This is a genomic window from Pseudomonas sp. 22082 (genome assembly GCF_052046055.1).
Taxonomy (GTDB): Bacteria; Pseudomonadota; Gammaproteobacteria; order Pseudomonadales; family Pseudomonadaceae; genus Aquipseudomonas; species Aquipseudomonas pharyngis.
Map to the genome: position 1 here is coordinate 89,535 of NZ_JBQEQB010000020.1, position 24,349 is coordinate 113,883.

General features: G+C 60.6%; 23 protein-coding genes and 1 pseudogene. 13 read left to right on the forward strand and 11 right to left on the reverse strand.

Going from position 1 to position 24,349, the window contains the following annotated elements; all coding sequences use genetic code 11:
• Nucleotides 1-515: 515 nt before the first annotated feature.
• From ACTJK9_RS21930 to ACTJK9_RS21955, 6 genes and pseudogenes are all read left to right on the forward strand, one after another.
• Nucleotides 516-899, forward strand: a complete 384-nt coding sequence (locus ACTJK9_RS21930) for a DUF6124 family protein (RefSeq protein WP_085613434.1) — start codon at nucleotides 516-518, stop codon at nucleotides 897-899.
• Between the two features lie 25 nt (nucleotides 900-924).
• A pseudogene (locus tag ACTJK9_RS21935) lies at nucleotides 925-1,059 on the forward strand (CopG family transcriptional regulator); the annotation flags it as partial.
• 77 nt (nucleotides 1,060-1,136) lie between these two features.
• On the forward strand, nucleotides 1,137-1,376 hold the full coding sequence (gene relB, locus ACTJK9_RS21940) for a type II toxin-antitoxin system RelB family antitoxin (protein WP_085613435.1): 240 nt from the start codon (nucleotides 1,137-1,139) through the stop codon (nucleotides 1,374-1,376).
• 47 nt (nucleotides 1,377-1,423) lie between these two features.
• Nucleotides 1,424-1,930, forward strand: coding sequence for a PAAR domain-containing protein (locus ACTJK9_RS21945; RefSeq protein WP_085613436.1), 507 nt, complete (start codon nucleotides 1,424-1,426; stop codon nucleotides 1,928-1,930).
• Complete coding sequence (locus tag ACTJK9_RS21950; protein WP_143492993.1) at nucleotides 1,930-2,628, forward strand: hypothetical protein; 699 nt, start codon at nucleotides 1,930-1,932, stop codon at nucleotides 2,626-2,628. Before ACTJK9_RS21945 ends, ACTJK9_RS21950 begins: the two co-directional genes overlap by 1 nt.
• Before the next feature lie 91 nt (nucleotides 2,629-2,719).
• Complete coding sequence (locus ACTJK9_RS21955) at nucleotides 2,720-3,079, forward strand: hypothetical protein (RefSeq protein WP_256575378.1); 360 nt, start codon at nucleotides 2,720-2,722, stop codon at nucleotides 3,077-3,079.
• A 380-nt stretch (nucleotides 3,080-3,459) separates the two neighbouring features.
• On the opposite strand, the gene ACTJK9_RS21960 is transcribed toward ACTJK9_RS21955, so the two are convergent.
• On the reverse strand, nucleotides 3,460-3,729 hold the full coding sequence (locus ACTJK9_RS21960; protein ID WP_085613438.1) for a type II toxin-antitoxin system RelE/ParE family toxin: 270 nt from the start codon (nucleotides 3,727-3,729) through the stop codon (nucleotides 3,460-3,462).
• A complete protein-coding gene (gene relB, locus ACTJK9_RS21965) occupies nucleotides 3,719-3,925 on the reverse strand; it encodes a type II toxin-antitoxin system RelB family antitoxin (protein ID WP_085613439.1) in 207 nt (68 codons plus the stop codon). The genes ACTJK9_RS21960 and relB (ACTJK9_RS21965) overlap by 11 nt, the downstream gene beginning before the upstream one ends.
• A 393-nt stretch (nucleotides 3,926-4,318) precedes the next feature.
• On the opposite strand from relB (ACTJK9_RS21965), the gene ACTJK9_RS21970 reads away from it, so the two are divergent.
• Nucleotides 4,319-4,921: a hypothetical protein gene (locus tag ACTJK9_RS21970; RefSeq protein ID WP_440816172.1), complete on the forward strand. Its 603-nt coding sequence runs from the start codon at nucleotides 4,319-4,321 to the stop codon at nucleotides 4,919-4,921.
• 69 nt (nucleotides 4,922-4,990) lie between these two features.
• Here the strand turns inward: ACTJK9_RS21970 and ACTJK9_RS21975 are convergent, their stop codons facing one another.
• From ACTJK9_RS21975 to ACTJK9_RS21990, 4 genes are all read right to left on the reverse strand, one after another.
• On the reverse strand, nucleotides 4,991-6,442 hold the full coding sequence (locus ACTJK9_RS21975) for a curlin (RefSeq protein ID WP_440816174.1): 1,452 nt from the start codon (nucleotides 6,440-6,442) through the stop codon (nucleotides 4,991-4,993).
• 26 nt (nucleotides 6,443-6,468) lie between these two features.
• A complete protein-coding gene (locus ACTJK9_RS21980; protein ID WP_064595177.1) occupies nucleotides 6,469-6,933 on the reverse strand; it encodes a curlin in 465 nt (154 codons plus the stop codon).
• A gap of 99 nt (nucleotides 6,934-7,032) precedes the next feature.
• On the reverse strand, nucleotides 7,033-9,267 hold the full coding sequence (locus ACTJK9_RS21985; protein ID WP_440816176.1) for an Ig-like domain-containing protein: 2,235 nt from the start codon (nucleotides 9,265-9,267) through the stop codon (nucleotides 7,033-7,035).
• 35 nt (nucleotides 9,268-9,302) lie between these two features.
• A complete protein-coding gene (locus tag ACTJK9_RS21990; protein ID WP_221399321.1) occupies nucleotides 9,303-10,649 on the reverse strand; it encodes a hypothetical protein in 1,347 nt (448 codons plus the stop codon).
• Between the two features lie 318 nt (nucleotides 10,650-10,967).
• Between ACTJK9_RS21990 and ACTJK9_RS21995 the strand changes: the two genes are divergently transcribed.
• From ACTJK9_RS21995 to ACTJK9_RS22015, 5 genes are all read left to right on the forward strand, one after another.
• Nucleotides 10,968-12,416 (forward strand): sensor histidine kinase, encoded by a 1,449-nt coding sequence (locus tag ACTJK9_RS21995; protein WP_440816180.1) that lies wholly within the window; start codon nucleotides 10,968-10,970, stop codon nucleotides 12,414-12,416.
• Between the two features lie 159 nt (nucleotides 12,417-12,575).
• Entirely contained in the window at nucleotides 12,576-15,383 is a 2,808-nt protein-coding gene (locus ACTJK9_RS22000; protein WP_440816237.1) for a multicopper oxidase domain-containing protein, read from the forward strand.
• Nucleotides 15,384-15,400: 17 nt separating this feature from the next.
• Nucleotides 15,401-16,471, forward strand: a complete 1,071-nt coding sequence (locus ACTJK9_RS22005) for an SCO family protein (protein ID WP_440816183.1) — start codon at nucleotides 15,401-15,403, stop codon at nucleotides 16,469-16,471.
• Nucleotides 16,472-16,575: 104 nt separating this feature from the next.
• Nucleotides 16,576-18,069 carry a sensor histidine kinase gene (locus ACTJK9_RS22010; RefSeq protein ID WP_064595187.1) on the forward strand — a complete coding sequence of 498 codons (1,494 nt, stop codon included), beginning with the start codon at nucleotides 16,576-16,578 and terminating at the stop codon, nucleotides 18,067-18,069.
• On the forward strand, nucleotides 18,038-19,474 hold the full coding sequence (locus ACTJK9_RS22015; protein WP_064595188.1) for a sigma-54-dependent transcriptional regulator: 1,437 nt from the start codon (nucleotides 18,038-18,040) through the stop codon (nucleotides 19,472-19,474). The genes ACTJK9_RS22010 and ACTJK9_RS22015 overlap by 32 nt, the downstream gene beginning before the upstream one ends.
• Here ACTJK9_RS22015 and ACTJK9_RS22020 read toward each other — a convergent pair.
• Nucleotides 19,465-19,833 carry a hypothetical protein gene (locus ACTJK9_RS22020; RefSeq protein ID WP_440816187.1) on the reverse strand — a complete coding sequence of 123 codons (369 nt, stop codon included), beginning with the start codon at nucleotides 19,831-19,833 and terminating at the stop codon, nucleotides 19,465-19,467. The two genes, ACTJK9_RS22015 and ACTJK9_RS22020, sit on opposite strands and share 10 nt — an antisense overlap.
• Nucleotides 19,834-19,997: 164 nt before the next feature.
• Between ACTJK9_RS22020 and ACTJK9_RS22025 the strand changes: the two genes are divergently transcribed.
• Nucleotides 19,998-20,804 carry a class I SAM-dependent methyltransferase gene (locus tag ACTJK9_RS22025; RefSeq protein ID WP_064595191.1) on the forward strand — a complete coding sequence of 269 codons (807 nt, stop codon included), beginning with the start codon at nucleotides 19,998-20,000 and terminating at the stop codon, nucleotides 20,802-20,804.
• Between the two features lie 49 nt (nucleotides 20,805-20,853).
• Here the strand turns inward: ACTJK9_RS22025 and ACTJK9_RS22030 are convergent, their stop codons facing one another.
• The 4 genes from ACTJK9_RS22030 to ACTJK9_RS22045 all read right to left on the reverse strand — a co-directional run bounded on the left by ACTJK9_RS22030 (nucleotide 20,854) and on the right by ACTJK9_RS22045 (nucleotide 24,305).
• A complete protein-coding gene (locus ACTJK9_RS22030) occupies nucleotides 20,854-21,546 on the reverse strand; it encodes a GNAT family N-acetyltransferase (protein ID WP_064595193.1) in 693 nt (230 codons plus the stop codon).
• 117 nt (nucleotides 21,547-21,663) lie between these two features.
• Nucleotides 21,664-22,452, reverse strand: coding sequence for a ChbG/HpnK family deacetylase (locus ACTJK9_RS22035; RefSeq protein WP_064595195.1), 789 nt, complete (start codon nucleotides 22,450-22,452; stop codon nucleotides 21,664-21,666).
• Complete coding sequence (locus ACTJK9_RS22040; RefSeq protein ID WP_440816192.1) at nucleotides 22,424-23,611, reverse strand: GNAT family N-acetyltransferase; 1,188 nt, start codon at nucleotides 23,609-23,611, stop codon at nucleotides 22,424-22,426. The genes ACTJK9_RS22035 and ACTJK9_RS22040 overlap by 29 nt, the downstream gene beginning before the upstream one ends.
• Nucleotides 23,612-23,615: 4 nt before the next feature.
• Nucleotides 23,616-24,305 carry a GNAT family N-acetyltransferase gene (locus ACTJK9_RS22045; RefSeq protein WP_085613453.1) on the reverse strand — a complete coding sequence of 230 codons (690 nt, stop codon included), beginning with the start codon at nucleotides 24,303-24,305 and terminating at the stop codon, nucleotides 23,616-23,618.
• Nucleotides 24,306-24,349: the final 44 nt, after the last annotated feature.

Here is a 24,349-nt window from a genome sequence, read left to right on the forward strand (position 1 = left end):
TGCACCTCCTCTCGATGCATGCGGCTTCGCCGCACGGTCGCTGCGCTCCCACCCCCGGATGAATCCCTCCACTCAGCCTTCCGAAGGGGCCGGCACGTCAAGAGCGGTACTCGAGCTAACGCTCATCGTGTTTGATCGTTCCCACGCTCCGCGTGGGAATGCAGCCGGGGACGCTCCGCGTCCCATTCTCGAATGTTTAAAAGTTGTGTCTGTTTCAGCGATCCTTCCCACAAGGTTTTCAGGTTGTCCGTCGGAAGCGCGGGCTCTAGCCTGTTTCGGTCGCTGCCAATTCAGTGATCGGGCATGGAAACCCGCGTAACAACAGAGCGCACAAGCGCCATTCATAACGTATCCTGCGCACCCTCATGGTGTGCGCTTTGTTATGGCGGCTGTGCGTAGGAGACCTCGTGTCTGCCGGGTTGCTCTGTCCCGGGTTTCCAGCCTGCGTACAGCTGCCACCTATTCGCTTGGAAACCGAATAGGGCCAGCTATAACCGTCATACAGGGTAAAAATCATGAAGAAACCAACACCCAACCCACCCGAAACCCAAGCCAACCCCGAAACCGACCCAACCTCCCCATACACCTCCGCCCACTCCAGAAAACTCCACGAAGCCGCCGAACGCGCCCTCGATCATTACCTCTGCCCCGGCGCCCACATCATGGGCAGCGTCAACGAACCCGCCCCGATGTACCTCGCCAACCCGGCCTACAACACCGAATCCCTGCTCGCCAACGCCAGTGAATCCCTGGGCTCGGCCAGCGAAATGCTCAACAACTTCGCCGCCACCCTCGACCCGGCCCATCGCAAGACCGCCCTGGGCATCGCGCAGATCCTCATGCTGGGTGAATTGGCCGTAAATCAGGCCTTGGATCACGTCGAGCTGAACGATGAATAGCTCGGTACAGAAACCAAGTCCCTTCGAATCAGAACATAGTCGACTTACCTTGGAGGCGATGGACGATGTGGATGCTGATCGGGTGATTGACCATCAAGCAGTGCTGGACTGGGCCGACTCTCTGATCTGTCCGGAGAAACCATTAGATAGTCCCCAATAGCTTGAGAGCCATCAGAAACAAAAAAGAACGCGATCCAAGAACAAGGTCGCGTTCTTCACTTTCAATCCGGAGCCACCATGGATCCCCTAATATCCACAATCGTTTCAGACTTCGAAAGCGAAGAGCAGGCCGCCAGCTACGACCGGTGGTTCCGTGCCGAAGTCCAAGCGTCAATCGACGACCCGCGTCCAAACATTTCTCATGAGCAGGCAATGGCCGAGATTCGGTTATTGATGGAGGAAATGGAACGCAAATACGAAAATCTTGAGGCAGCGAGCAAGAATTCAATTCAAATATCGTTCGTTCAGGATGCATAAAAGTTCAGGTAAGATCCGTAGATCGTGATATTCAAAGGAGAGAATTGATGGCAGGAAAGCCAGTCGCAAGGCTCGGAGATCCAGGTAGTCACGGCGGAAATATCATCACTGGATCAAGCCCCATTTTTGTTAACTCAATGCCAGTGGCCTTGGTAGGTGATACCTATGCTTGCCCTGTTCACGGCAGTAACCCCATAACGACAGGCGCGCCCCATGTTTTCGGATTGGGGAAGGATGTTGCACATGTTGGCTCGCAAACAGCATGTGGAGCGACGATCACGGCTGGCTCACCGGATACCTTCGTTGGTGAGTCTGGTGGCGGTGCTCCCACCAGCTTTCTGTCGCAGTTTCTGAAAGAAAAGACTTTTGTCGAGTTTCATCTGCTTAACGAAAGAGATGAGCCTATCGCCAACGAGGCGTATGAACTGACACTTCCCGATGGAACCTTAATGACAGGCACCCTTGACGATAATGGTTTCATGCGTGTGGAAAATATTCCCAGAGGAAGTTGCAGCATAAAATTTCCGAAACTTGAAGATACGGAACATCTTTAATGGTTCAGCCTACTAAAACTACCAGCACAACCCAGACGGCAAAAAATGCAGGCACATCAGGGAAAACTACGAAGACCAACCAGGTAGTCGTGTCCGGAGCCTATATGGAAATACTGGTGGGTGGTCCCTATACTCGCGATAAAGAAGAACATCCTTTCGGACACGCAGCTTTACATGTCGTAGTCGGTAGTAAAGACATTACCTATGACTTTGGTCGCTATGGAAAGACGTGGGGCACATTCGATAGCGAGGGTGAAGGTGTGCTGAACGTTTGGACTTCCTTCAGAGCGTATATCTCTGGTGAGAACAGTCTGGGGCGTACAACAACAGGCTTTGTTTATTTTTTGGATAATACAAAGGCTGAGGCTGTGATCGCTCATTTCGACGCTATTGTTGCTCTGCAAAAAGAGCAGAGAAAAAAGACTGCGTCATCAGCAAGGTATGTCTTGCCATCCAACTATCATCCGACGACAAATAACTGCACAACTGTGACAATCGCAGGGGCAAAGGTTTCGGGTAAGTCAATTGTGCAGAACCCGGCGAAATATAACGAGATGCGAGGTCTTTCTTTTATCGAAAGACAAGCCGCACGTACGCAGAGTAGTCCGAAGGATGGGATTTTCATGCCAGCGGATTTACAAGCCATGCTCGAAGCGAATACAGAGGCCCCCTATGATAAGAAAAATGTTTACAAATAGGCGATTGGGCCTGTGGCTGGTGGCTGTTTTATCCGTAAATGCAATTTTTTTGGCGTTTCTGATTTTTGACGATATTGCGAAGGGGCACGATATGAAAATGATCAAAACTAAAGAACCGTTGCTGATCGAAGGTCCAAATGGCGACGAGAATTACTATGTCCTGCCTCTGGGGACTACGCTATATCACGATAAAAGCTTTCCTGAAGGGCATGATCGTTATGTGGTGTATCTCAACCATAAAGGCGCCATTGCCCACGAAGAAGTACCCATGAAGCCTGAATATGGCGGTTCATTTATCGATCCTCTCTGGTTGGCCAACGTTGATGCGGACACCTTGAAAGAAATTTTCAAGCGTTTCCCGCTTTCAAAAAATGACATTGCCGCTGCTATTAAGGCCAATGGAATAACCAAGGATGATCTGGCCGACATTATTCGTTCTATGCCAGATTGACCGACGTTACACAGGGGTATAAAGACCGCGCGTCCTCTCACCAGAGGATCGCGGTTTTTTATGCCTCAGACTTTCTGCTGTAACATCGTCGCCTGGTTAGCCGACCCGCACTGATGAATGTTCGCAGTTTGCGTCATCCCGCCCCGGGCCACATACGCCACATTCATGGTTTGATCATTCCCACGCTCTGCGTGGGAATGCAGCCCGGACGCTCCGCGTCAAATTCGCGAGCTGGAACGCGGTGCGTCCCTTGAGGCATTTCCCGAGTCGGTTCGACGTGGGAACGATCAACGACTCAAGCACCAGCGAAAAAAACGCCCCCAAAAGGGAGCGCATTTTTTGCTTCAGTGGGGTTATTCATTCTGTGACCGAGCGCCACATCACGGATATTCCTGACGTGCGTGCACAACGCCCAGAATATGTATCCGGCCCACCGCTTGGTAAATGAGCAAGTAGTTGGGATGCACGACCATCTCGCGAGTGCCGGGAGTTCGCCCCACTCGATAGAGGTGTGGATGTTTGGTAAGGGTAACCGTGGCGGCTTCGATAGCGTTTGAGAGCTTGTTAGCCGCTTTGAAGTTACGGTCACTGATGTAGTCAAGAATGTGCAGGAGTTCAGCCCGAGCTTCGGGCTGCCACTCAACCTGCATCGTATTTTTTACGCTTTGCTTCCATCAGGGCATGCATTTCGGCCATCACCTGATCATTAGGAATGCTCGGACGTGGGTCATTCATGGAAGCTTGTATTTTGGCGATCAACCAACGGTCATAACTCGCAGCCTGCTCCTCAGGACCAAGATCCGAAACAACCGGGCACAGTGGGTCGATCAAAGACGGGTCGATCATGGAACCTCCGGGTGTGGTGCCGGGAAGTCTATTCGGTAACGGTATCGCTGTCTGGATGAATTGCATGTAGGCCAAGCTCCATGGGGATCAAGTTGTCCCGGCAAATCCTAGAGCCTGCACTTCCGACGGCCAACCGCCAGAATTCGTCAGAAAACTCCTCGAATTTCTGAAAACGTTCCGTTTTCCGTAGGACGCAGCCGTGTGTTTCTCCAAAGCTGTGAGGTTAGAATGCCATCAGTTTCAAGTCGTATATCTAAACAAAAGGAATGAGCTAGTGGTTGCACTGATAGGGTTGGTGTCGTTGTTTGGATTGCTGTCTTTGGTGGTGGCGGTGGTTGGCTTGATTGCGCCGACGGTCTTCAAGAGCAAGAAGACCGGCAAGGTCCCGACTCGATGGACTTATTCATGGGCGGGTTGGGTTTTATGTTTCTTGCTTCTGCCCTGGTTGATTACCTCAACCCGAAATCTGAAGATCTTGAGCCAGTGGCTGCTGTCGAAGCTACGACCAGTGCCATTAGCGCCGAGAACAACACCGCACGTTCAATGAACTCCATGGGTTTGACAGTCAACGAGTTCCATAACGCGTTCAACGACGCAATCGGTCAATACAAGGAGGAGTTCAAGACTGCGGATTTCGACGTCCAGGGTGGTGGGGCCACTGATACGTTCTCGCATGTTTTCAATCAAAACCTGTCGATGATGGGGACCATTGATAAGAGTGACGGCAACGTGGATATGGTGATCATTAATGTTTCCATGGGGCAGGAGAATTTGCTGCAACCGTTAGCTGTTCTGCTCGCCGCCACTGAGGCTCTCAATCCTGACGTTTCATTGGAGGAGAACAAAAAAATCGTGATGGAAATCTTTAATGAGTCCGTCGCGAAAATCGACTCTGAGAAAAGTGTCGAGCGTAAGGTAGGCGACCTCCACTACTCAGCGACGACCACTCGGTACACCGGCATGATGTTCGGCATCACAAAGAGCAGCGAAGGCTGAATCGTCCTGCTGGCATAAAGAAGCCGCGATCCCCTCACCCGGGGACCGCGGCTTTTTTTTACCCAACACTTACTGCTGCAAAACCGTCGCCTGGTTAGCCGACCCAAACTGCTGAATGGTCGCGGTCTGCGTCATCCCGCTCTGATCCACATTGGCAATGTTCCCGGTGCCGCCCTGGGTCACGTACGCCACGTTCATAGTGTCAGCCTGTTTCACGGTGATCATGTTGTCGCTGCCATACAGCTGCGCGGTGTAGGCCTGGTTGCCGGTGCCGGATTGATCGAATTCGGCGCTGTTGCCCGAACCGTTCGATGAGCCCTGAACCAGGTTGGTGGTGCCGCGCTGGTCGGCGATGAGGATGTTGTCGCTGCCGTTCTGATCGAAGTACAGCTCGTTGTAGGAATCTGCCTGGCTGACCGTGGTCTTGTTGCCAGTGCCGGTCTGGTGGGTGGTCATGATCTGGCCGATGCCGTCCTGTTTGAAGCTGGCGATGTTGCCGTTGCCGGCCTGGGTGACGGTGGCGCGCTGGTTGCTGCCGAACTGGCCGCCCAGTTGCGGGCCTTTCCAGTTGCTGGCGTAGACCTTGTTGTCGTTGCCCACCGAGGTGGCGTTGAGGGTGTGGCTGTCGCCGTTCTGGTAGGTGAAGTGCACGTTGCCGTTGCCGACCTGATACAGCGCCAGCGCCGAGTTGACCGATTCGAACTGGTCGGCATAGATCGCGTTGGTGTTACCGACCTGAGTGACGGCGGCGGTGTTGTTTTCGCCGAAGCTTTGGTCGACCACGGTTTCGTTGCTGTCGCCGTACTGGTTGACGGTGGCTTGGCTTGCCAGTTGCGAGTCTTGCCAGATTTCGGTGCCGTTGAGGTTGCCGAACTGGTTGATGGTGATGTTGCCGCCGGTGCCGTTGCGCTGGTCGCCGTAGGCGTAGTTGCCTTCGCCGGCCTGGTTGATGCCGATCTGGCCGCCGTTGTGCAGCACTTGTTCGGCGGTGCCGTAGTTGGCGGTGCCGTACTGGGTGATCACCGAGCTGTTGCCGGTGCCTTCGTACAGTTGCTCGATGTTGGCTTCGTTGCTGTCGCCGAACTGGAAGGTCTTGCCTTCGCTGCCGTTCTGCGAGTCCTGATAGACGAACGAGAAGTTGCCGGTGCCTTGCTGTTGTTGCAGCGCCTGGTTGCCGGCGCCGAAACCCAGGGACTGGCTGGCGTGGGCGGTGTTGAAGGCACCGGTCTGTTGTTGGGTGATGGTGCTGTTGTTTTCGAAAAGCTGTTCGGCGTAACCGGCGTTGTAGTCGCCGACCGCGTCCTGGGTGATGACGCTGGTGGCGGTGTCCTGCACGGCGGCGGCGTTGTTGCCCTGGCCCAGTTGGGTCTGGGTCGCGGTGCTGAACGGGGCCTGGGTCTGCTTCACATCAGCGATGTTGGCCGTACCGAACTGGCTCTGGGTGGAAAGGCTGTCGTCGGCCATGGCCTGGGCACTGATCATGACCAGGATGGCGGCGGTGAGGGGCGTCAGTTTGTACATGATGAACTCTCCGATGATTGCAGTGCTTAGCGATATTGCTTGACCGAAACGCTCATGCCGTTGCCCGACTGGGTCACGGCGCTTTGCAGCCCCGTGCCGGCCTGCTCGATGCTGGCGTCGTTGTTGTTGCCGTTTTGCGAAATCTGCGCACGGTTGTGGCTGCCGGTTTGCGTGATGGACGCGGCGTTGCCGGAACCGTTTTGCGTAATCAGGGCCATCAGGTCGCTGCCTTGTTGCAGGATGTACGCCTCCTGATTGCTGCCCGACTGCACGATCCTGCCCAGCAGCGACTGACCGTTCTGCGAGAGCAGCGCCAGGTTGACCTGGCCGTTCTGGTCGATCAGGGCTTGCTGGCCCACGGGGGGTGGCAGTTCGCCGAGATCGGCGCTGTTGGGCGCCAGGTCATCGTTTTCCATCAGGTCGTCGGCGCGCACGCCCGCACTGACGCACAGGGCGAGCAGGCAAAGCAGGGCGGCGGTCGGCGTGTTCATGGCGTTGTCCTGTGTTGTGTGCTGCCCGAATCCGAAATCGTGGCTGAGTCAGCCCCACCCACCCCGCGCCAAGCGGTGTGGGTTGGGTGGGGCGTGGGCTCAGAGCGTGTTCACCGAGACGGTGCGAACGGTGCCCTGGGACGAGCGGATGGTGGCGGTCGGGTTGGCTGATGGCACGACCAGCGTGTTGTTCAGCGTCAGCCGCCAGCGTCCGGTCACCGGTACCGTGGTGGTGCCCAGCGTTACCAGCCCGGTCGGGGTGGTGACCTGCACGGTGATGGTGTTGCCGGTGGTCACCGACGAGGTGCCGGCGAAGTCCCAGTTGAAGCGGCCGCCGGAACGGGCTTGCACGGTCGAAGTGGTGATCGTGAAGGTTTCCGCTGCTGGCCGTGGCGACACTTGCACCGTGACGGTCGCCGGCGTCGACTGGGCGTTGAAGCTGTCCCGGGCGATGTAGGTGAAGGTCGTGGTGAAGGCCGTGGTCACGGTGGCCGGTGGGGTGTAGGTGATCACCGTGCCGTCAGTGCTGACCGTGCCGCGTCCTGCCGGCGGTTGGGTCAGGCTGGCGACGCCCAGCGGCGTGTTGCCTTCCGGATCGGTGTCGTTGGCCAGGACGTTGATCGGGATCGCGACACCCAGCGTGGCGACGCTGTCGGCGACGGCGGTCGGTGGCCGGTTCGGCGCGACGGTCACCGTCACGGTCGCCGGGTTGGCCGAGGCCAGGCCTTTGTTGTCCTGGGCCTTGTAGGTGAAGGTGGTGGTCAGAGGAGTATTGACCACGGCTGGCGGGGTGTAGACCACCGACGTGGTGCCGCTCAGCGCGACGGTGCCTTGGCCTGCGGCCGGTTGAGTCAGCGCGGTGATGGTCAGCGGCACGTTGTTGTCCGGGTCGCTGTCGTTGGTCAACAGGCTGAGGGTGATCGGCACGCCGAAGCTGGTGCTGCCGGTGTCGGCGTTGGCCAGCGGCGCCTGGTTCTCACCGGTGTCCGGTGCTGCACCGACCACCACGACTGGCTCGGTGTCGCTGCCGCCGGCGGCGGATTTGACCGTGACGGTGGCCGGAGGCTGGGTCAGGTCGGCGACGGTGATTTTTTGCAGGGTGCCGGTTTTCGACAGGCGTCCGTAACCCTGGGCAACCATGTCCGGCACCGCGACTTCATCGGTCGAGGTGGCTTCGATCAACAGGCTGTGGTTGGCCCAGCTGTAGCGGGCGGTCTGGATTTTCACCACGTCGGTGAGTTTGGCCGAGACGGCGGTCGGACGGGTCGTGCCGGCCGGGTTGGACGCGGTCACGACCACCACCGACGGCAGGGGGCCGTTGCCCAGGCGCTGGCCGAAGAACAGCCCGTTGTTGTCACCCAGCAGACTGGTCTGGCACGGCGTCGGCGGTGGGCCGGGCAGCAACGCCACGGTTTCGCGGAAGCACAGGGTCGAGCTGCTGTCAGCCTTGGCGAACACCTCGGCGCGAACACCGGCCGAGGTCCGGCGATAGGTGGCGCGGTCGATGGCGACTTGGGTTTGCTGACGGTTGTCGAGGACCTTGCCGGCGACGGTGAACAGGTTGGTCTGAATCGAGCCGGCACCCGACGGACCATCGATCCGCAGGAAGTTGGTGTTGAACGGGCTGCCGGTCACCGCTTCGGTGAGATTCGGGTCGCCGACGAAGGTTTCGACGCCGCCGGTGTCCGGGTTCACTTCGGTATACGGCCCGTTGATGCTGCGCAGGAACGGGCCGAGAGCGCCGTTGAGCGCACCGCTGAAGTCGCCCGGCGCGCCGATGCCGATGTCTCTGGTGATGTTGATCGCCCGCCGGCCCGGTGTGGTGACGTTGACGGTTTCAACGCCGTACGGGTGGGTGATGGTGTAGGTGCCGGCCACCGGGACGTTCACCCGGATGCGGATCCGCGCGAAGCTTTGCTGATCGCCATCGACCGGATTTTCCGAGGCGAACGCCGCTTCGATGCCTGCGACGTAGGCGTCTACGCCGAAACCGGCGCCGTTGTTGGGGATCGCGGTTTCAGCCAGGAACCAGAAGGCTTCCGGCGGCCAGTTGTCGGGGAACACCATCGGCAGGCTGTCATCGAAGATGCCTGGTTCCGGCAGCAGGGTGCACATGTACGCCGGCGGGGTGCTGGCCGGCACCCGGGAACTGGCGGCGCGCGACTGGCAAAGCTCCATCGACAGCTGATTGTTGTCCTGGTACCACATCGGGAATTTCCCGGTGGCGAAGGTGTAGGGGCCGGGATCGACGGCGGCCAGTTGCGCGAACGCACTGCCGGTCAGCGAGATTGTCAGCCCGAGCGCGTTGAGCGCGAAGCGTGGCCACTTGTTCATGATGCCTCCTGATGCGGATCTGGGCATGTGAGCGTTCATTGCACGATGACCACTTCTTCGGTATCGCTGCCGCCGTTGGACGACGTCACCCGAACCTTGGCCGGTGGAATCGGCGTGATCCCGGTGGCCAGGGTTTTCACCGCGCCATCACCGCCCAGCGCACCGATGGTGGCGCCGGTGCCGGAGGTGGCGGTGAGCACCGGTGGCGAGGTTTCGTCACTGGTCGAGGCCACCACGGTCAATTGCCCGGAAGTGAGGCTGTACTCGGCGCGCTGGATCACCACCAGGTCGGTCAGGTTCATGGGCAGGGTGGTCGGCGAACTGGTGGCGATCGCCAGGTGGTTGTCGGCGGTCACTTGCAGCACGGCCGGCAAGGTCGGGTTGACCGCCGATTGCGCGTACCAGCTGCCGGTGCTGTCGGCTTCTGTCATGTTCACCACGGGCGTGCTGCTGGTGATGGCGGCGGTGCCCGGCGCGGGCGGTGCTTTGACGAACACGTCTTGTTGGGCCACTGGTGCGCTTTCGCCGGGCTTGCGCGAGTAGGTGCTGCGCTCGGTGATCAGAGGCGTTGGCCGCACCACTGTCGACAACTTGCCGGACACGGCGAAGGTCGTGCTGCGCAGGTCGATGCCGCCCGGGCCTTCGATGCGTACGTAGTTGGTGTTGAACGGGCTGCCGGTGACCGCTTCGTTGAGGTTCGGATCGCCAACAAACTGTTCGGCCGCGCCGGTCAGCGGATTGGTCTCGGTGTACGGCCCGTTGACACTGCGCAGGAACGGCCCGATGTCACCCTTGAGCGCGCCGTCGTAGGTTTGCGGGGTACCGATGCCGATGTCGCGGGTCATGTTGATGGCGCGCCGGCCGGGGGTATCGACGGTGAACACATCGACGCCGTACGGGTGGGTGATGACGTAGGTGCCGGCGGTGGGCACGTCGACCCGGATGCGGATTCGGGCGAAGCTGATCTGGTCGCCCTCTGCGGGGTCGCCGCCGCCGAACGCGGCTTCGACGGCGCTGACGTAAGTCAGGTCGATGCCGCGTGCTGCATCGACGACGGTGGTTTCGCCGGTGAACCAGAACGCTTCATCGGGGAAGTTGGTGGGGAACACGATCGGCTGCGCGTCATCGAACACGCCGGGGGTCGGCAGCAGCGAGCACATGTACGACGGGGCGCCGGGTGTGCTCGGTACGCGGGAGCTGAGTGCTTTGGACAGGCACAGATCCAGGGTGCGACCGTGGCTGTCCTGATACCAGCTGGCGAAACCGCCATTGGCCGGTGTGTAGGGACCCGGATCGACGGCGAACAGAGCGGCCTGGGCAATGCCCTGGGCCAAGGCGCTCACGACCAGGACGGTCGCGGTTTTGGACAGTAAAGGGTGCATGAGTTAATCCCTCTATCGAAGTACCTGCCCCGTGGGGTTGGGTCAGTTGCTGAGGGCTTTACAACTTCCATACCAACGATTGGCCAACCGGCGGCAAAGGCCCGTGGCGCAAGGGTTCGAGGCTCGTCGTGGGGGAAAAGGACGCATGCCCGGATAGGGCGACTGTCCCCAGGATTGGGGATTGTGGGGGCATGAACGCCTGGCGGTTTTTCCCTGACCGGGAAATCGGCTGAGTGTGGGGCCGTTCACCCCCCGCATCCGGGCAAACACCCAACCGTGGGCTATAACCCTATAGGGACGTTTCGGGAAGTCGCCGCCATGAACATGCAGTCACAATCGCTACCGGTCGAGGAGGGCAGCCAGCGGCTGAACTCGCGCAAGCAGCCGTTCAACCTGTTGCGCTGGTTTTCATTGATCAGCATGGCGGTGATCGGCACCGTGGCGGTGGCGCTTGGGGCGGTGTCGACACGGTTCGTGATCGAAGAAAGCGTGCAGCGCGATGCCCTGCTGACCGCGCAGTTCATTCAGGCGATTGCGTCGGCGGAAGTGCGCCACGTCTCGATTCCCAATATCCGCACCATGGGCGAGTTGCTCGACCCTCGTCAGGACAACGATTTTCCCGATGTCGACCCGCAGGCCCGAGCCAGCGCCAGAGGTGAGTTTCTTGATCACATCGAGCATTTGCCGGATGTGATCCTCGCCAACATTTATGCGCCGGACCGTACCGTGATCTGGTCGACCAACCCGGCGCTGATCAACACCCGGATTCATGCCGACGAAGACCTCGACCGGGCCTTCGATGAAAAGATCCCGGTCTCGGCCAGCTATCACGACGTCGACAAGGCCCGTGAAGAACAAAAGTTCGTGGTGCCGCCGGAATACATCTTCATCGAAAACTACATCCCGCTGTTCGACGCCGAGGGCAAGAACGTCACGGCGATGGTTGAAATCTATAAAGAGCCCAAGGATCTGATCGCCCGCATGGAGCGTGGGCTGACGCTGATCTGGCTGGCCACCGCGCTGGGCGGCGGGCTGATTTACCTGGGGCTGTACTGGATCGTGCGGCGGGCGGCGATTCTGCTGGCGGCCCAGCAAAAACAACTGATCGCCAACGAAACCTTTGTCGCGCTGGGCGAGATGTCTTCGGCGGTGGCCCACAGTCTGCGCAATCCGCTGGCGACCATTCGCTCCAGCGCCGAGCTGGCGCTGGAGTTCGACGCGGGGCCGGCACAGAAGAACATCAAGGACATCATCGGCCAGGTCGACCGCATGTCGAAGTGGGTGCGCGAACTGCTGCAATCGTTGCGACCGCTCAATGACGACCCGGAACCGGTGAACCTGGTGGCGACGCTGCACGACAGCCTGACGGCGTTCGAGCAGCAGATCGCCAGGGCCGGCGTGCAGGTGGTGTTTCAACCTCAGCAGACGCCGATGGTGCTGAGCCAGCCGGTACAACTCACGCAAATCCTCAACAGCCTGCTGGCCAATGCGCTGGAGGCGATGGACAAGGGCGGCACGCTGACCATCACCCTCGAACCGAGCGACAGCCGTGGCGTGAGCGTCATGCTCAGCGACACCGGCAAAGGCATGAACGAGGAACAGCGCAGCATGGCGTTCCGGCCGTTCTTCACCACCAAACAGGGCGGCCTCGGCGTGGGGCTGGTGCTGGTCAAACGGATCATGGAGCGCTTCGGCGGCGGGGTGAGCCTGGACAGCCGCGAAGGCGAGGGCACCACCGTTCGTCTGGCGTTTCAGCTCATTCAGTAAATTGGGGTGAACTTTCCCCCAGCAGTGGGTGTCAGGCCCCGGTCACCGGGGAGTGGGGAATGCAACAGCGCGTCCAAGTCCCTGTTACAACTGGAAATGATTTTTTGGCGAGGTAATTGCAAAACACCATCACCCCTTCCTTAGATGAGGCGGCTGATGATGGACAGAGCAATGCGTGACCCCAAAAAACTCTTCCTGTTGACGCCACTGAGCGTCTTCCTGATGTTGGCCCTCGGCCAGATGACCGGGGTTCGAGCGAGCCCGATCGACGACGAGAATCAGCCGGAAGCGTCCGACCCGTCGGCCTATTACGACGAGCCCGCAGACCGCGCCGGCGCCCTCAACGCCATCCTGACGATGCCCGAGGCTAACGAAGACTCCTTCGATCTGCCCGACGGGGTCAAAGGCACGCGGGACACGACGCGCACGGAAAACATCCTGCCGCCCACCGTCCAGACCAGTTTCAATTACCCCACCAACGGCAAGCCGAGCCCGCTGTACGGTGCCCAGCCGTTCACTCAGCAACTGGTGCTGTTCGAAGAGTTCGGCCCGGAAAAACTCGACCCGACCACACCGGCCGCGCCGTTGAGTTTTCCACCGGCCGCCATTGGCCCGGCGCCGGCGCAAGACCCGAACAACATCGCCCGCAGCGCGCCTCCCGGCACGGCGCTGGATGCGTTTTTGCGTCAACCGGGGCTCACGCCATTTCCGAGTCAGTTCGCCAACGTGGTTGACCGCAACCCGTGGCAGGCGCAGATCGAACTGTTCCTCAATCGTCACATCGGTTCCTCCGCCGAAGGCCGGCCACCGGGAAAAGGCTGGGCTCATCAGCGCTGGAACGAGTTCTACCCGCAAGTCGCCTACAAGACCGTGCAGACCGGTGCGCGTCTGAACGGCGGCCTGCGTGACAGTCGGCAGATGCACGGTTATGCGGTGGGCGAGTTCGGCCCCGGCGGTCTGTACCACAACGTCGCAGGCGTGCCGGCGACGGATGGCACAGCCAAGGGTGTCGACCCACGGTTCCACCCGGCGATGCCGGTGCAGGACCATAACTCGGTGTGGACTTTCGACGGCACGCTGCCGCCGAAACTGTTGATGGTGCGCTACGGCCAACCGGTGCTGATGCGGCACTACAACGGTTTGCCGATCGACCCATCGGCCAACCGCGGTTTCGGCCTGCACACCATCACCACCCACGAGCACAACGGCCACGCGCCAGCGGAAAGCGACGGTTATGCCAACGCGTTCTTCTTCCCCGGCCAGTTTTACGACTATCGCTGGCCGATCCAGCTCGCCGGTTACGACAGCATCAACACCAAGGCTGAAGATCCACGCGCCGCATTCCCGTGCGCACCGGGGGAAACCCTGTGGGTCAACGACCTGCAGCCTGCGAAAAAGACCTGCGACCACGGCACCATCAAGATTCGTGGCGACTGGCGCGAAACCATGAGCACTCACTGGTTCCACGACCACATGCTCGATTTCACCGCGCAGAACGTCTACAAGGGCAACGCGGCGATGATGAACTACTACAGCGCCCTGGACCGTGGCAACGAATCGGTGAACGACGGCGTCAACCTGCGTTTCCCCAGCGGCAGCGCCTTGCCGTGGGGCAACCGCGACTACGACGTCAACCTGGTGTTCGCCGACAAGGCCTGGGATCAGCAGGGCCAGTTGTGGTTCAACCCGTTCAACATCGATGGCTTCATCGGCGATCAGGTGCTGGTCAACTGGCAATGGAAACCGACCCTCGACGTGCGGGCCCGCAGTTATCGCTTCCGCATTCTCAACGGTTCGGTGTCACGCTACTTCAAGCTTGCGCTGGTGCGTGAAGTCAAAGGCACCAGTGGTGAGTTCCAGGGACCGAGAAACTCCGGCGTGTCGTACAGCCGCGTGCCGTTCCACATGATTGCCAACGACGGCAACATCATGGAACACAGCGTGCCGTTCGACGGCTCGATGGACCTCGATGCCGATGGCGACAAACAGAACCACAACGCGATTCTGCCGACCCAGGGCATCGCCGAGCGGTTCGACATCATCGTCAACTTCGCGAAAAACGGCATCAAACCGGGCGACAAGCTGTTCTTCGTCAACCTGCAAGCCCAGGACGACGGCAAGGGCCCGAAAGAAGTGATCCCGCTGGCCGATGTGCTTTCGGAGAAATACCTGGCGGTCATCAAGCAGACCAGCAAAGGCCCGCAATGGGACCGGGGCGACCCGGTAGTGGGCAAGGTCCTGCAACTCAACGTCAAGGCTTATACCGGCCAGGATCTGTCGATGAACCCGGCGGCCTACGAACCGGCCAAACCGGGCAAGGCCGAAGGCATGGTGATGATTCCGCTGAAGATTCACCGCGACAACGCTGCCGACAAGGCGCTGCTGGCCAAGGCCCTGCACCGGACCTTCATCTTCGGGCGCTCCGACGGCACCGATGAAGCGCCGTGGACGATCAAGACCGATGGCGGTTTCGGCTTCCACATGGACCCGCGCCGGTTGAATGCGTCGACAAAACTGGCCAGCGGCCCGACCGACGCCGGAGTCAGCGGCATCGGCACCCTGGAAGTGTGGAACATCAAGGCCGGCGGCACGGGCTGGAGTCATCCGGTACACGTGCACTTCGAGGAGGGGATCATCCTCAGCCGTGGCGGCAAGGCCCCGCCTGAGTGGGAAAAATGGGCGCGCAAGGACGTCTATCGGATCGGCTCCGAAGCCGACGGGCTGGACAGCGTCGAGATGGCGATCAACTTTCGCGAGTTTGCCGGGACCTACATGGAGCACTGTCACAACACCCAGCATGAGGACAACTCGATGCTGCTGCGTTGGGACCTCGAGAAACCCGGGCAACTGCAGTTGATGCCGACACCGCTGCCGAGCTGGGATGGCGTGCGCTACGTCAACTCCGCCGCGCTGCCAACCTTCCGCACTGGCGACGGCTTCGGCCCGCAAGTGACCGTGAAACCATGAGCAGGGAGGGAGCCGACATGACCCAGCCAACGCCGCGCTCCCGCGCCCTGGGCATGCACCTGATTCTGGTGCTGGTCACCTGCCTGCTCGGCAGTCAGGTGCTCATCGCCCATCAGGCACAGCCCGACGGCGCCAGTGAATCCGCCACCCCGTGGGGTGGCGACTATTTCCCCAACACCCTGCTGACCGACCAGGACGGTCGGCAGGTGCGCTTTTTCGATGACCTGATCAAAGACAAGGTGGTGGTGATCAACTTCATCTTCACCTCGTGCAGCGACTCCTGCCCGCTGGAAACCGCGCGCCTGCGCCAGGTGCAGAAACTGCTGGGGGACCGGGTCGGGAAAGACATCTTTTTCTACTCGATCACCATCGACCCGTTGAGCGACACCCCCGAAGTGCTCAAGGCCTATGCGCAACGCTTCAAGGTCGGCCCTGGCTGGAAATTCCTCACCGGCGAGTTCGAAGACGTCACCGAGCTGCGCAAGAAACTCGGGCTGTTTATCGAAGGCGTCGACAACGGCCGAACCAAGGATCACAACCTGAGCCTGATCGTCGGTAACCAGAGCACCGGGCGCTGGATGAAAGCCTCGCCGTTCGAGAACCCGTGGATCCTCGCCGACCAACTGGCCAACACGCTGCAGAACTGGAAACAGGCCAGCACCGAAGAAAGCTACGCCGACGCCCCGCAGATCCGGCCGCCGAGCAATGGTGAAGAACTGTTCCGTACCCGCTGCGCTTCGTGTCACAGCCTCGGCCCGCAGGATGGCGAAGGCATCGGCATGCGCAACATCGGCCCGGACCTGATCGGCGTGACCCGCCAGCGTGACCCGGCCTGGCTCAATCGCTGGATCCGCAAACCGGATCGCGTGCTGGCGGAGAAAGACCCGATCGCGCTGCAACTGTTCGAGCAATACGAGCGCATCCCGATGCCCAATCTGCGCCTGGACGAGGCCTCGGCGCAGTCGATCATCGACTTTCTGAGTGCCGAAACCGAGCGTCAGCATCCGTCGGTGCAGCCCTTGGCCGACGGGGCATTGACGCCAGTAAAACCGGGTTCTGCCAGCGAAACGGTAAGTCGTATGCAGTAGCGGCTAAATAGCATCATTGAACCGTGTGTCACGGTCATTGCCACCTACACTCATTCGAGAGGGCGGCTGTAACCGGCTCGATACCAGAACGCCAGGGCATCCCCATGCAACGACTGGAAGAACAGAAAACATCGGCACCGAACCTCGCGCTGGCGGCCATCAAGAGCTGGGGCGGGCAGTTCAATCTGCTGCGCTGGTTTTCGCTGGCGAGTTTTTTCATCATCGCGGCCGTGGCGCTGGGGCTGGGCTACATCTCCACGCGTTTCGTGGTCACCGAAAGCGTGGAGCGGGACGCGCTGCTCACGGCGCAATTCGTGCAGGCCATCGGCGATGCGGAAATGCGCCACGCCAACATCACGCCGCAGCGGACCATGGGCGAGATGCTCGACCCGCGCCAGGATCACAGCTACCCCGACGTTGATCTGCTGGCTCATGCAATGGCCCGTGCCGAGTTTCTCGATCATGTCGAACACCTGCCCGACGTTCTGCTGGCCACGGTGTATGCCCTGGACCGCACGATCATCTGGTCGACCAATCCTGAGCTGATCAACGTCAGGATCGAAGATGACGACGAACTGGACGAGTCGTTCGAAATGAAAGTGCCGGTGTCTTCCAGCTATCACAAGATCGACGATGAAAAACCCGAGCAGCGGCTGTCCCGCGAACCCAAATACCTGTTCATCGAAAACTACATCCCGATGTTCAACGCCGACAAAAGCAAAGTCATCGCCATGGTCGAGATCTACAAGGAACCGGCGGATCTGGTGGACCGCATCGACCGTGGATTCGCCTCGATCTGGGCCGCGACCATCCTCGGCGGTGCGGTGATTTACCTCGGGTTGTTCTGGATCGTGCGGCGCGCCTCGAGCCTGTTGCAGAGCCAGCAACAGCAGCTGATCAGCAACGAGACCTTCGTCGCTTTGGGCGAGATGTCCTCGGCGGTGGCCCACAGCCTGCGCAACCCGCTGGCGACCATTCGTTCCAGTGCCGAGCTGGCCCAGGAAATCGCCAGCCCGGGGGCACAGCGCAACATCGGCGACATCATCAGCCAGGTCGACCGCATGTCGCGCTGGGTGCGCGAGCTGCTGGTGTCGTTGCGCCCGATGAGTGACGACGGCGAGGCGGTGGACCTGCTCGCGGCGGTCGAGGACACCCTGGGAGCATTTGACGCGCTGATCCGGCGCAATGGCGTCGAAGTGCGATTCACGCCACAAAGTTGCCCGCCGGTCGTCAGTCAAAAGGTGCTGCTCACGCAAATACTCAATAGCCTGTTTGCCAACGCCCTGGAAGCGATGCCCAGAGGCGGCGTGCTCAGTGTCGAGATTGAAACGACGCAGTCCGGTCAGGTGCGCATGACCCTGAGCGACACCGGCAAAGGCATGAGCGCGCAGCAGCAACAACAGGTGTTCAAACCGTTTTTCACCACCAAACAGGGCGGCCTCGGGGTCGGCCTGGCGCTGGTCAAGCGAATCATGGAGCGGTTTCAGGGTTCGGTCGTGCTGACCAGCCGCGAGCAGGAAGGAACCCGCGTCAGTCTCAACTTTAGAGTGGCATCGGGAGGGGAATATGGAACACAGCATTCTGCTGGTCGAGGATGACGAACTGTTGGCCGAAAATATTCAGACCTACCTGGAGCGCAAAGACTTCGAGGTGACGGTCTGCCACTCGGCCGAGGACGCGCTGGGGCAACTGGAAAGCTTCATGCCGGACATCGTCCTGACCGACAACTCGCTGCCGGGCATGAGCGGTCACGATCTGATCCAGAAGCTGCGCATCAGCGCGCCGGACCTGAAAGTGATCATGATGACCGGCTACGGCAACGTCGAAGACGCGGTGGTCGCAATGAAGGAGGGCGCCTTTCATTACGTCACCAAACCGGTTGCGCTGCCGGAACTCAAACTGCTGCTGGACAAGGCCCTGGCCACTGAGCGGATGGAGCGCACGCTGTCGTTCTACCAGGAGCGCGAGGCGCAGAAATCCGGGGTGCAGGCGCTGATCGGCGAGTCAGCGCCGATGCTGCATCTGAAGAACACCATCGCTCAGTTGCTCGACGCCGAGCGGCGCATGGCCAACGGCGATCTGCCGCCGGTGCTGGTGGAGGGCGAAACCGGTACCGGCAAGGAGCTGGTGGCCCGCGCGCTGCATTTCGACGGCGCGCGCAGCAAAGGCCCGTTCATTGAATTCAACTGCGCGTCGATTCCGGCCAACCTGGTGGAATCAGAGCTGTTCGGCCACGAAAAAGGTGCGTTCACCGATGCCAAGGACCGCCGGGTCGGGCTGGTGGAAGCCGCTGATGGCGGCACGCTGTTTCTCGATGAGATCGGTGAAATGGATCTGGTGCTCCAGGCCAAGCTGCTGAAGCTGCTGGAGGATCGCACCATTCGCCGGGTCGGCTCGGTGAAGGAGCGCAAGGTGAACCTGCGGGTGATCAGCGCCACCAATTGCAACCTTGAACAGATGGTTCAGCAGGGCAAGTTCCGCCGTGATCTGTTTTTCCGGCTGCGGATCATTTCGATCAAGGTCCCGCGCTTGTACGCCCGTGGCGAAGACATCCTGCTGCTGGCCCGGCACTTTCTTGCCAGCCACGGCAAACGCTATGGCAAACCGAACCTGCATTTCAGCGACCAGGCCGAAGAGCTGCTGCTCAGTTACACCTGGCCGGGCAACGTGCGCGAACTGCGCAACATGCTCGAACAGACCGTGCTGCTGGCGCCAAACGACACCATCGCCGCGCATCAACTGAACGTGTGCATGAGCCTGTGCGATGAGCTGCCACCGCAACATCAGCACGAGGTGCAGCACCCGCACTTCGAACCGCGCCCGGCGAGCAACACCGAATCGATGAACCTGCCGGAAGTCGAGCGCGACATGGTGCGCAAGATGCTCGACAAGACCGACTGGAACGTCACCAAATCGGCGCGCCTGTTGGGCCTGAGCCGCGACATGCTGCGCTACCGCATCGAAAAACTCGGCCTCGCGCGGCCGGACAAGCGTCAGTGGTAAACGGCGTTGCTGCGTGGATTCGGCGGGTTCAGGCATTCGAGCACGCACGTTGGATCCAGCACTTCGTCGTTGACGTAAATGCCGCGTTCGGCATCGTAGGTGCGGATGAATACCCGCACCGTCGCATCAGCCACGGTCGGCAACTGCGAGTCATGGAACACGTGGCGATCCGGGACGACGATGAAATCCTGTGGCGGCGTGTCATCGAACGGCCGGGGCGGCTGGGCCGACAGCGACGGTGGAGCAGGGTGGGCAAAGGGCTGGTCAGCCCCGTAGTAGTTGAAGTCGCTGTCCAGCGCCTGCGCCTGGGTGGCGGCGAGCAGACAAACGGACAACAGCAGTCGATTGAACATTCCCATGGCAGCACCTGTGGAAGCGGATTTCCCCAAGGCTATTAACTATAGCTGCCCGTGGTGCACGGCGTTGTTGCAGGCGTGGTCGGCTTACAAGTTCGCAACAACCTGTTGCGCGTGGCTGATCTAGACTCGGGCCGCTCAATTGTGAGCATCGCCCGGAGTGCGCCATGGAAGTGCCAAACCATAAAAACGCCGTCGAGAGCAATCGTCAGGCGTGGAATGATTCCGCCCGTCATCATCAGGACTCGCCCGATTGGCAGGCCTTGCTGACCGAGGTTACGCAGGCGGATTTTTCCTGCCTCGACGACACCCTGCGCGGTTTGCTCGAGCAGGTCGGTGTCGATGGCAAAGACGTCGTGCAACCGGGTTGCAACAACGGCCGCGAAAGCCTGTCACTGTTCGCCCTCGGCGCACGGAGCGTGGTCGGTATCGATCAGTCGAGCGCGTTTCTCGAACAGGCCCGCGAACTGAACAAGCGTTCGCCGCACAACGCCGAATTCATCGAAGCCGATATTCATCATTTGCCTGAATCGCTGCGCGGCCGTTTTGACGTTGCGCTGATCACCATCGGCGTCCTCAACTGGATGCCCGACATCGGCGAATTCTTCCGCCACGTCGTCTCGACCCTCAAACCGGGCGGACAACTGGTGATCTACGAAACCCACCCGTTCCTGGAAATGGTCGACCCCGAGGCCGAAGACCCGTTTCGCCTCGCCAGCTCGTATTTCCGCGAAGAACCGTTCGTGCAGGAGGAGCCGATCGTCTACGTCGGCAAGGTCGAACAGCCGGCGGCCAAGTCCTACTGGTTTGTGCACACCCTCGGCGCAATCTTCACCGCCGCCCTCGAGGCCGGCCTGAACATCACGCACTTCAAGGAATACCCGCACTCGAACCGGGAAGAAGTGTATGACCAGTACCAGAACCGCGAGGCGCAGATGCCGATGTGTTTTACGTGGGTGGGGGTGAAGCGCTGAAGCGCGAATGGAGCATTACGAAGGCGGCCGAATGGCCGCCTTCGTTGTTTCAAGCCTGCGCAGCCGCCGTCACCACCGGCCGTCCCGGCTTGCGCAGCGGATCGAGGCGTGAGCCCTCATAGCGCGTTTCGCGGAAGAAGCGCCATTTGCCGAACAGGCAATAGACGTGGGTGACGCGGCCCTGTTCGTGGTAGCCCATGCGGATGTGCAGTTTCAGCGCCGGGATGTTGTGGGTTTCGCAGACGTCCACCACCTTGTTGCAACCCTGGGCGGCCATGGCTTCCCAGAGGGCGACCTGCACGTCCACCGACAGGCTGCTGCCGAAGTAGGCGCGAATCATTTCACCGCCGAACTCGAAGAACTCGCCGGGTTTGACCGGGAAGGTGCAGCCGTAATAGTGGCGGTCGTGGTAGTCACGAGTGCTGCCCCAGATAAATCCGACCGCATGGCCGTCGGCGTCCAGGTACATGTGCCCGGTGTGGCCCTCGTTGGCCAGCTCGGCCATGGTCTGCACCCGGTCACCGAAGTGTTTGGCGAACGCGCCGGCATTCTGTGCGGTGATGTCGACCTTGCGCAGGCCGTCGTAGGGGCGCAGCTTGTGCGGCGGTACCGGGCTGACCAGGTCGCGCTCCATCCACAACAGCTCCCAATGGAAGAACACGTAGCGTTTCCACAACGTGCCGAAAGTACGGCCCAGGCCTTTTTGCTTGATACGTTCACGCAGCTTTTCAATGACGCTCATGATGCCCTCCGAGGCCGGAGCCCGGGTGTTGTGGATGACGCTGTTGTGGGTATAGATCAAGCCGGCAAATGCATGTCAAAGCGCCGGCTTTGAAAATATTGCAAGTTGTGTAACGGTTCAGATCGCTTCGGCACCCCGCAAAAAATCCTTGTTCAGATCGGCATAGGAAACCCGTGGAACCCCCGTCAGCCGCTGCTCTAGCAAGCGGCTCAGGGACTCTTCGGGTGGCAGATAGGCGTCGCCGAAATCCGCCCCGAGCTGGTTCGGATGGGCGACGATTTCCAGCACGCCGTCGGTCGGCGCGGGGGCATTGCGCAGGTCCACCGGGGTGCAGACGTAATCGGCCGTGACCCCGGCCAATCCCTGCAATCGGCGGTTGAGCAACCCCTTGAACAGGCGCTTGGGCAGACTGAGGTTTTGCCCCAGGTTGCGCGCCAGGCGCACGGGCACCCCTTGATGGGCGGCGAAGCGCGCGACGATCTCGCCGATCGGCCAGATGTTGTGCACGTGCTGATGCGAATCGAGGTGGCTGGGACGCACGCCGTGATCGACGCAGCGCTGCCACTGCGCCTGCAATTCTTCCTGCACCGCCTCGCGGTCTTCGCGGCTCAGCCACAGGCTGTGGCGAGGCAGGTTGAGGTCGAACACGCCGTGGCTGTCGCAGAAGGTGCGGCGCTCGACAATGGCCCGGCTCAAGGGACGGCCGTAGGTCAGGTTGAAATGCAGGCCGATCCGGCCCTCCAGCAGCGGCAGCCGGGCCATGGCGCAGGCCGCTTCGAACGCCGGCATGTTGGCCATGGCGGTGGCGGAACTGATGACCCCGGCCTGGAACGCACCGAGGATCACCGCGTTTTCGTTCGGGCTCAGGCCGAAATCGTCAGCGTTGACTATGACTTGGCGAGGCATGTTCGCCCTCCTTGGTGGGGTTGATCACAGGTGTCGCAATGACCGCCGCTTTGGCCGCCGCACGCTTCGCCCGCCATTGTTGCAACGCCGGTTTGAGCCGGTGCCAGGCGCGCAGCCCCAGCCCCAGCAACAGACCGCTCGGGCGCCAGGAGTAGAAGCTCCAGCGCCAGTGCTCCAGTTGTCCGGTCATGCGTTCGTGCAATTGATGGCTGGAGTTTTCCAGGCTGACCCGTGAGGCATCGATCCAGCGCCAGTTGTCGTCCAACCCCCAGCGAATCCATTCCTCCAGCAACACCCGGCCGCTGCCCAGATCGGCGTATTGCGGCAGGAAGGCGAGGTTGTAATCGTAGAGCCGGCCTTGTTCGAACAGACCGAGCCGATAGCTGATGCAACGTCCGTCCAGTTCCAGCATCACCACGCGCACCCGATCCGAAGCGGCGAGGGCGGTGAAGGCGTTTTCCATGTAGCGGCGGTTGCGGTCGCTGGCAAAGATTCCGACGCCTTCGTCACCTTTCCAACTGACCGCTTCGACTTCGCTGATGGCCTGCAACAACGGGCCCATGCTGGTCGCGTCGGGCGTGATCCGTCGGACTTCGGCGCCGCACGCGGCAATCCGCTTGCGCGCCCGGCGCAGTTTGTAGCGCGGATCGCCCGAGACTTCCTGGCGGTCAGCCTCGCTGATCAGGTGCACCGGCACCCGGCAGCTCAAGCGATGTTCGCCGGTGGAGCTGTGGGCCATCCATTCGGTGAGCACGCTTTCGGCGCCGACCGGCTCGGTGATTTCATTGAGTTGCAGCAGGGCGTGGGGCACGCGCTGGCGAATCAGTCGCAGGGCCTGGCGCATGTCTTCGGTGTCCAGCCGTGATAACAACGCAAGGCGATCGGCCAGTGGATAACCCAGATGATGCACCACCCGAAACGGCACGCCGAACAACCGCTCACGGCTCGCCACCAGCGGCAGGCACAGGCGCAACTCGTCCGCTTCCCAACCCAGCAATACGTGCAGGCGCTCGTGCGTGTCGAGCGCCTGCTCTGCCGCACACAGCCAGTCGAGGCTGTTGAACGGCGTGTGGTCCGTCACCCGCAGGCGCAGCGCTTCATAGGCCGCCGCCGGGAAGTCGGGTGCGCACAACGAAGTGCGCCATTCGAGTCGCGCCATAGGTTCAGGTCACCGTTGCTGTGACAGGTGGACGGGAAGGTTTGCGCAGTGCCTCCAGGCGCGAGCCGCTGTAGCGGGTTTCGCGGTAGAAGCGCCAGCGGCCGAACAGTTTGTAGATGTTCATGATCCGGCCCTGTTCGGTATAGCCCATGCGCAGGTGCAGCTTGAGCGCCGGGATGTTGTGGAATTCGCAGACGTCGACCACCTTGTCGCAGCCCTGGGCGGCCATGGCTTTCCACAGTTCCAGTTGCAGGTCCACCGACAGTTCGGTGCCCCAATAAGCGCGGGTCAGTTCGCCGCCGAATTCGAAGAACTCGCCGGGTTTCACCGGGAACAGGCAGCCGTAGTAGTGCCGGTCGAAATAGTCTTGAGCGGTGCCCCAGATGAAGGCCACCGCATGGCCCTGATCGTCCAGGTGCATGTGCCCGGTGTGATGTTCCCGGGCCAGTTCGGCCATGGTGCCGACCCGGTCACCGAAGTGGCGGGCGAAGGCGCTGACGTTGTCCGGGGTGATCTTCACTACCCGCAGGGGCGGGTAGGGTTTGAGGCTGTGGGGCGGCACCGGACTGACCAGGTCGCGCTCCATCCACAGCAGTTCCTGATGAGAAAAGACGTAGTGCTTCCACACCTTGGCCAAGGTGGCCCGCAGGCCTTTGTGTTTGATGTGATCGCGGATTTTTTGCAGAACATTCATGGTCGTGGCTCCTGATGACGAGTCATCGCGCGGCACAGGCCAGC

Bases quoted from the DNA above. Each gene is read 5' to 3' on its own strand.
- ACTJK9_RS21985 (WP_440816176.1), bottom strand. From the start codon at position 9,267: ATGAACAAGTGGCCACGCTTCGCGCTCAACGCGCTCGGGCTGACAATC.
- ACTJK9_RS21950 (WP_143492993.1), top strand. From the start codon at position 1,930: ATGGTTCAGCCTACTAAAACTACCAGCACAACCCAGACGGCAAAAAAT.
- ACTJK9_RS21945 (WP_085613436.1), top strand. From the start codon at position 1,424: ATGGCAGGAAAGCCAGTCGCAAGGCTCGGAGATCCAGGTAGTCACGGC.
- ACTJK9_RS21970 (WP_440816172.1), top strand. From the start codon at position 4,319: ATGGACTTATTCATGGGCGGGTTGGGTTTTATGTTTCTTGCTTCTGCC.
- ACTJK9_RS22025 (WP_064595191.1), top strand. From the start codon at position 19,998: ATGGAAGTGCCAAACCATAAAAACGCCGTCGAGAGCAATCGTCAGGCG.
- ACTJK9_RS22040 (WP_440816192.1), bottom strand. From the start codon at position 23,611: ATGGCGCGACTCGAATGGCGCACTTCGTTGTGCGCACCCGACTTCCCG.
- ACTJK9_RS22020 (WP_440816187.1), bottom strand. From the start codon at position 19,833: ATGGGAATGTTCAATCGACTGCTGTTGTCCGTTTGTCTGCTCGCCGCC.
- ACTJK9_RS21975 (WP_440816174.1), bottom strand. From the start codon at position 6,442: ATGTACAAACTGACGCCCCTCACCGCCGCCATCCTGGTCATGATCAGT.
- ACTJK9_RS21930 (WP_085613434.1), top strand. From the start codon at position 516: ATGAAGAAACCAACACCCAACCCACCCGAAACCCAAGCCAACCCCGAA.
- relB (WP_085613439.1), bottom strand. From the start codon at position 3,925: ATGATCGACCCGTCTTTGATCGACCCACTGTGCCCGGTTGTTTCGGAT.
- ACTJK9_RS22045 (WP_085613453.1), bottom strand. From the start codon at position 24,305: ATGAATGTTCTGCAAAAAATCCGCGATCACATCAAACACAAAGGCCTG.
- ACTJK9_RS22015 (WP_064595188.1), top strand. From the start codon at position 18,038: ATGGAACACAGCATTCTGCTGGTCGAGGATGACGAACTGTTGGCCGAA.
- ACTJK9_RS21995 (WP_440816180.1), top strand. From the start codon at position 10,968: ATGAACATGCAGTCACAATCGCTACCGGTCGAGGAGGGCAGCCAGCGG.
- ACTJK9_RS22010 (WP_064595187.1), top strand. From the start codon at position 16,576: ATGCAACGACTGGAAGAACAGAAAACATCGGCACCGAACCTCGCGCTG.
- relB (WP_085613435.1), top strand. From the start codon at position 1,137: ATGGATCCCCTAATATCCACAATCGTTTCAGACTTCGAAAGCGAAGAG.
- ACTJK9_RS21990 (WP_221399321.1), bottom strand. From the start codon at position 10,649: ATGCACCCTTTACTGTCCAAAACCGCGACCGTCCTGGTCGTGAGCGCC.
- ACTJK9_RS22035 (WP_064595195.1), bottom strand. From the start codon at position 22,452: ATGCCTCGCCAAGTCATAGTCAACGCTGACGATTTCGGCCTGAGCCCG.
- ACTJK9_RS22000 (WP_440816237.1), top strand. From the start codon at position 12,576: ATGGACAGAGCAATGCGTGACCCCAAAAAACTCTTCCTGTTGACGCCA.
- ACTJK9_RS21960 (WP_085613438.1), bottom strand. From the start codon at position 3,729: ATGCAGGTTGAGTGGCAGCCCGAAGCTCGGGCTGAACTCCTGCACATT.
- ACTJK9_RS21955 (WP_256575378.1), top strand. From the start codon at position 2,720: ATGAAAATGATCAAAACTAAAGAACCGTTGCTGATCGAAGGTCCAAAT.
- ACTJK9_RS22005 (WP_440816183.1), top strand. From the start codon at position 15,401: ATGACCCAGCCAACGCCGCGCTCCCGCGCCCTGGGCATGCACCTGATT.
- ACTJK9_RS22030 (WP_064595193.1), bottom strand. From the start codon at position 21,546: ATGAGCGTCATTGAAAAGCTGCGTGAACGTATCAAGCAAAAAGGCCTG.
- ACTJK9_RS21980 (WP_064595177.1), bottom strand. From the start codon at position 6,933: ATGAACACGCCGACCGCCGCCCTGCTTTGCCTGCTCGCCCTGTGCGTC.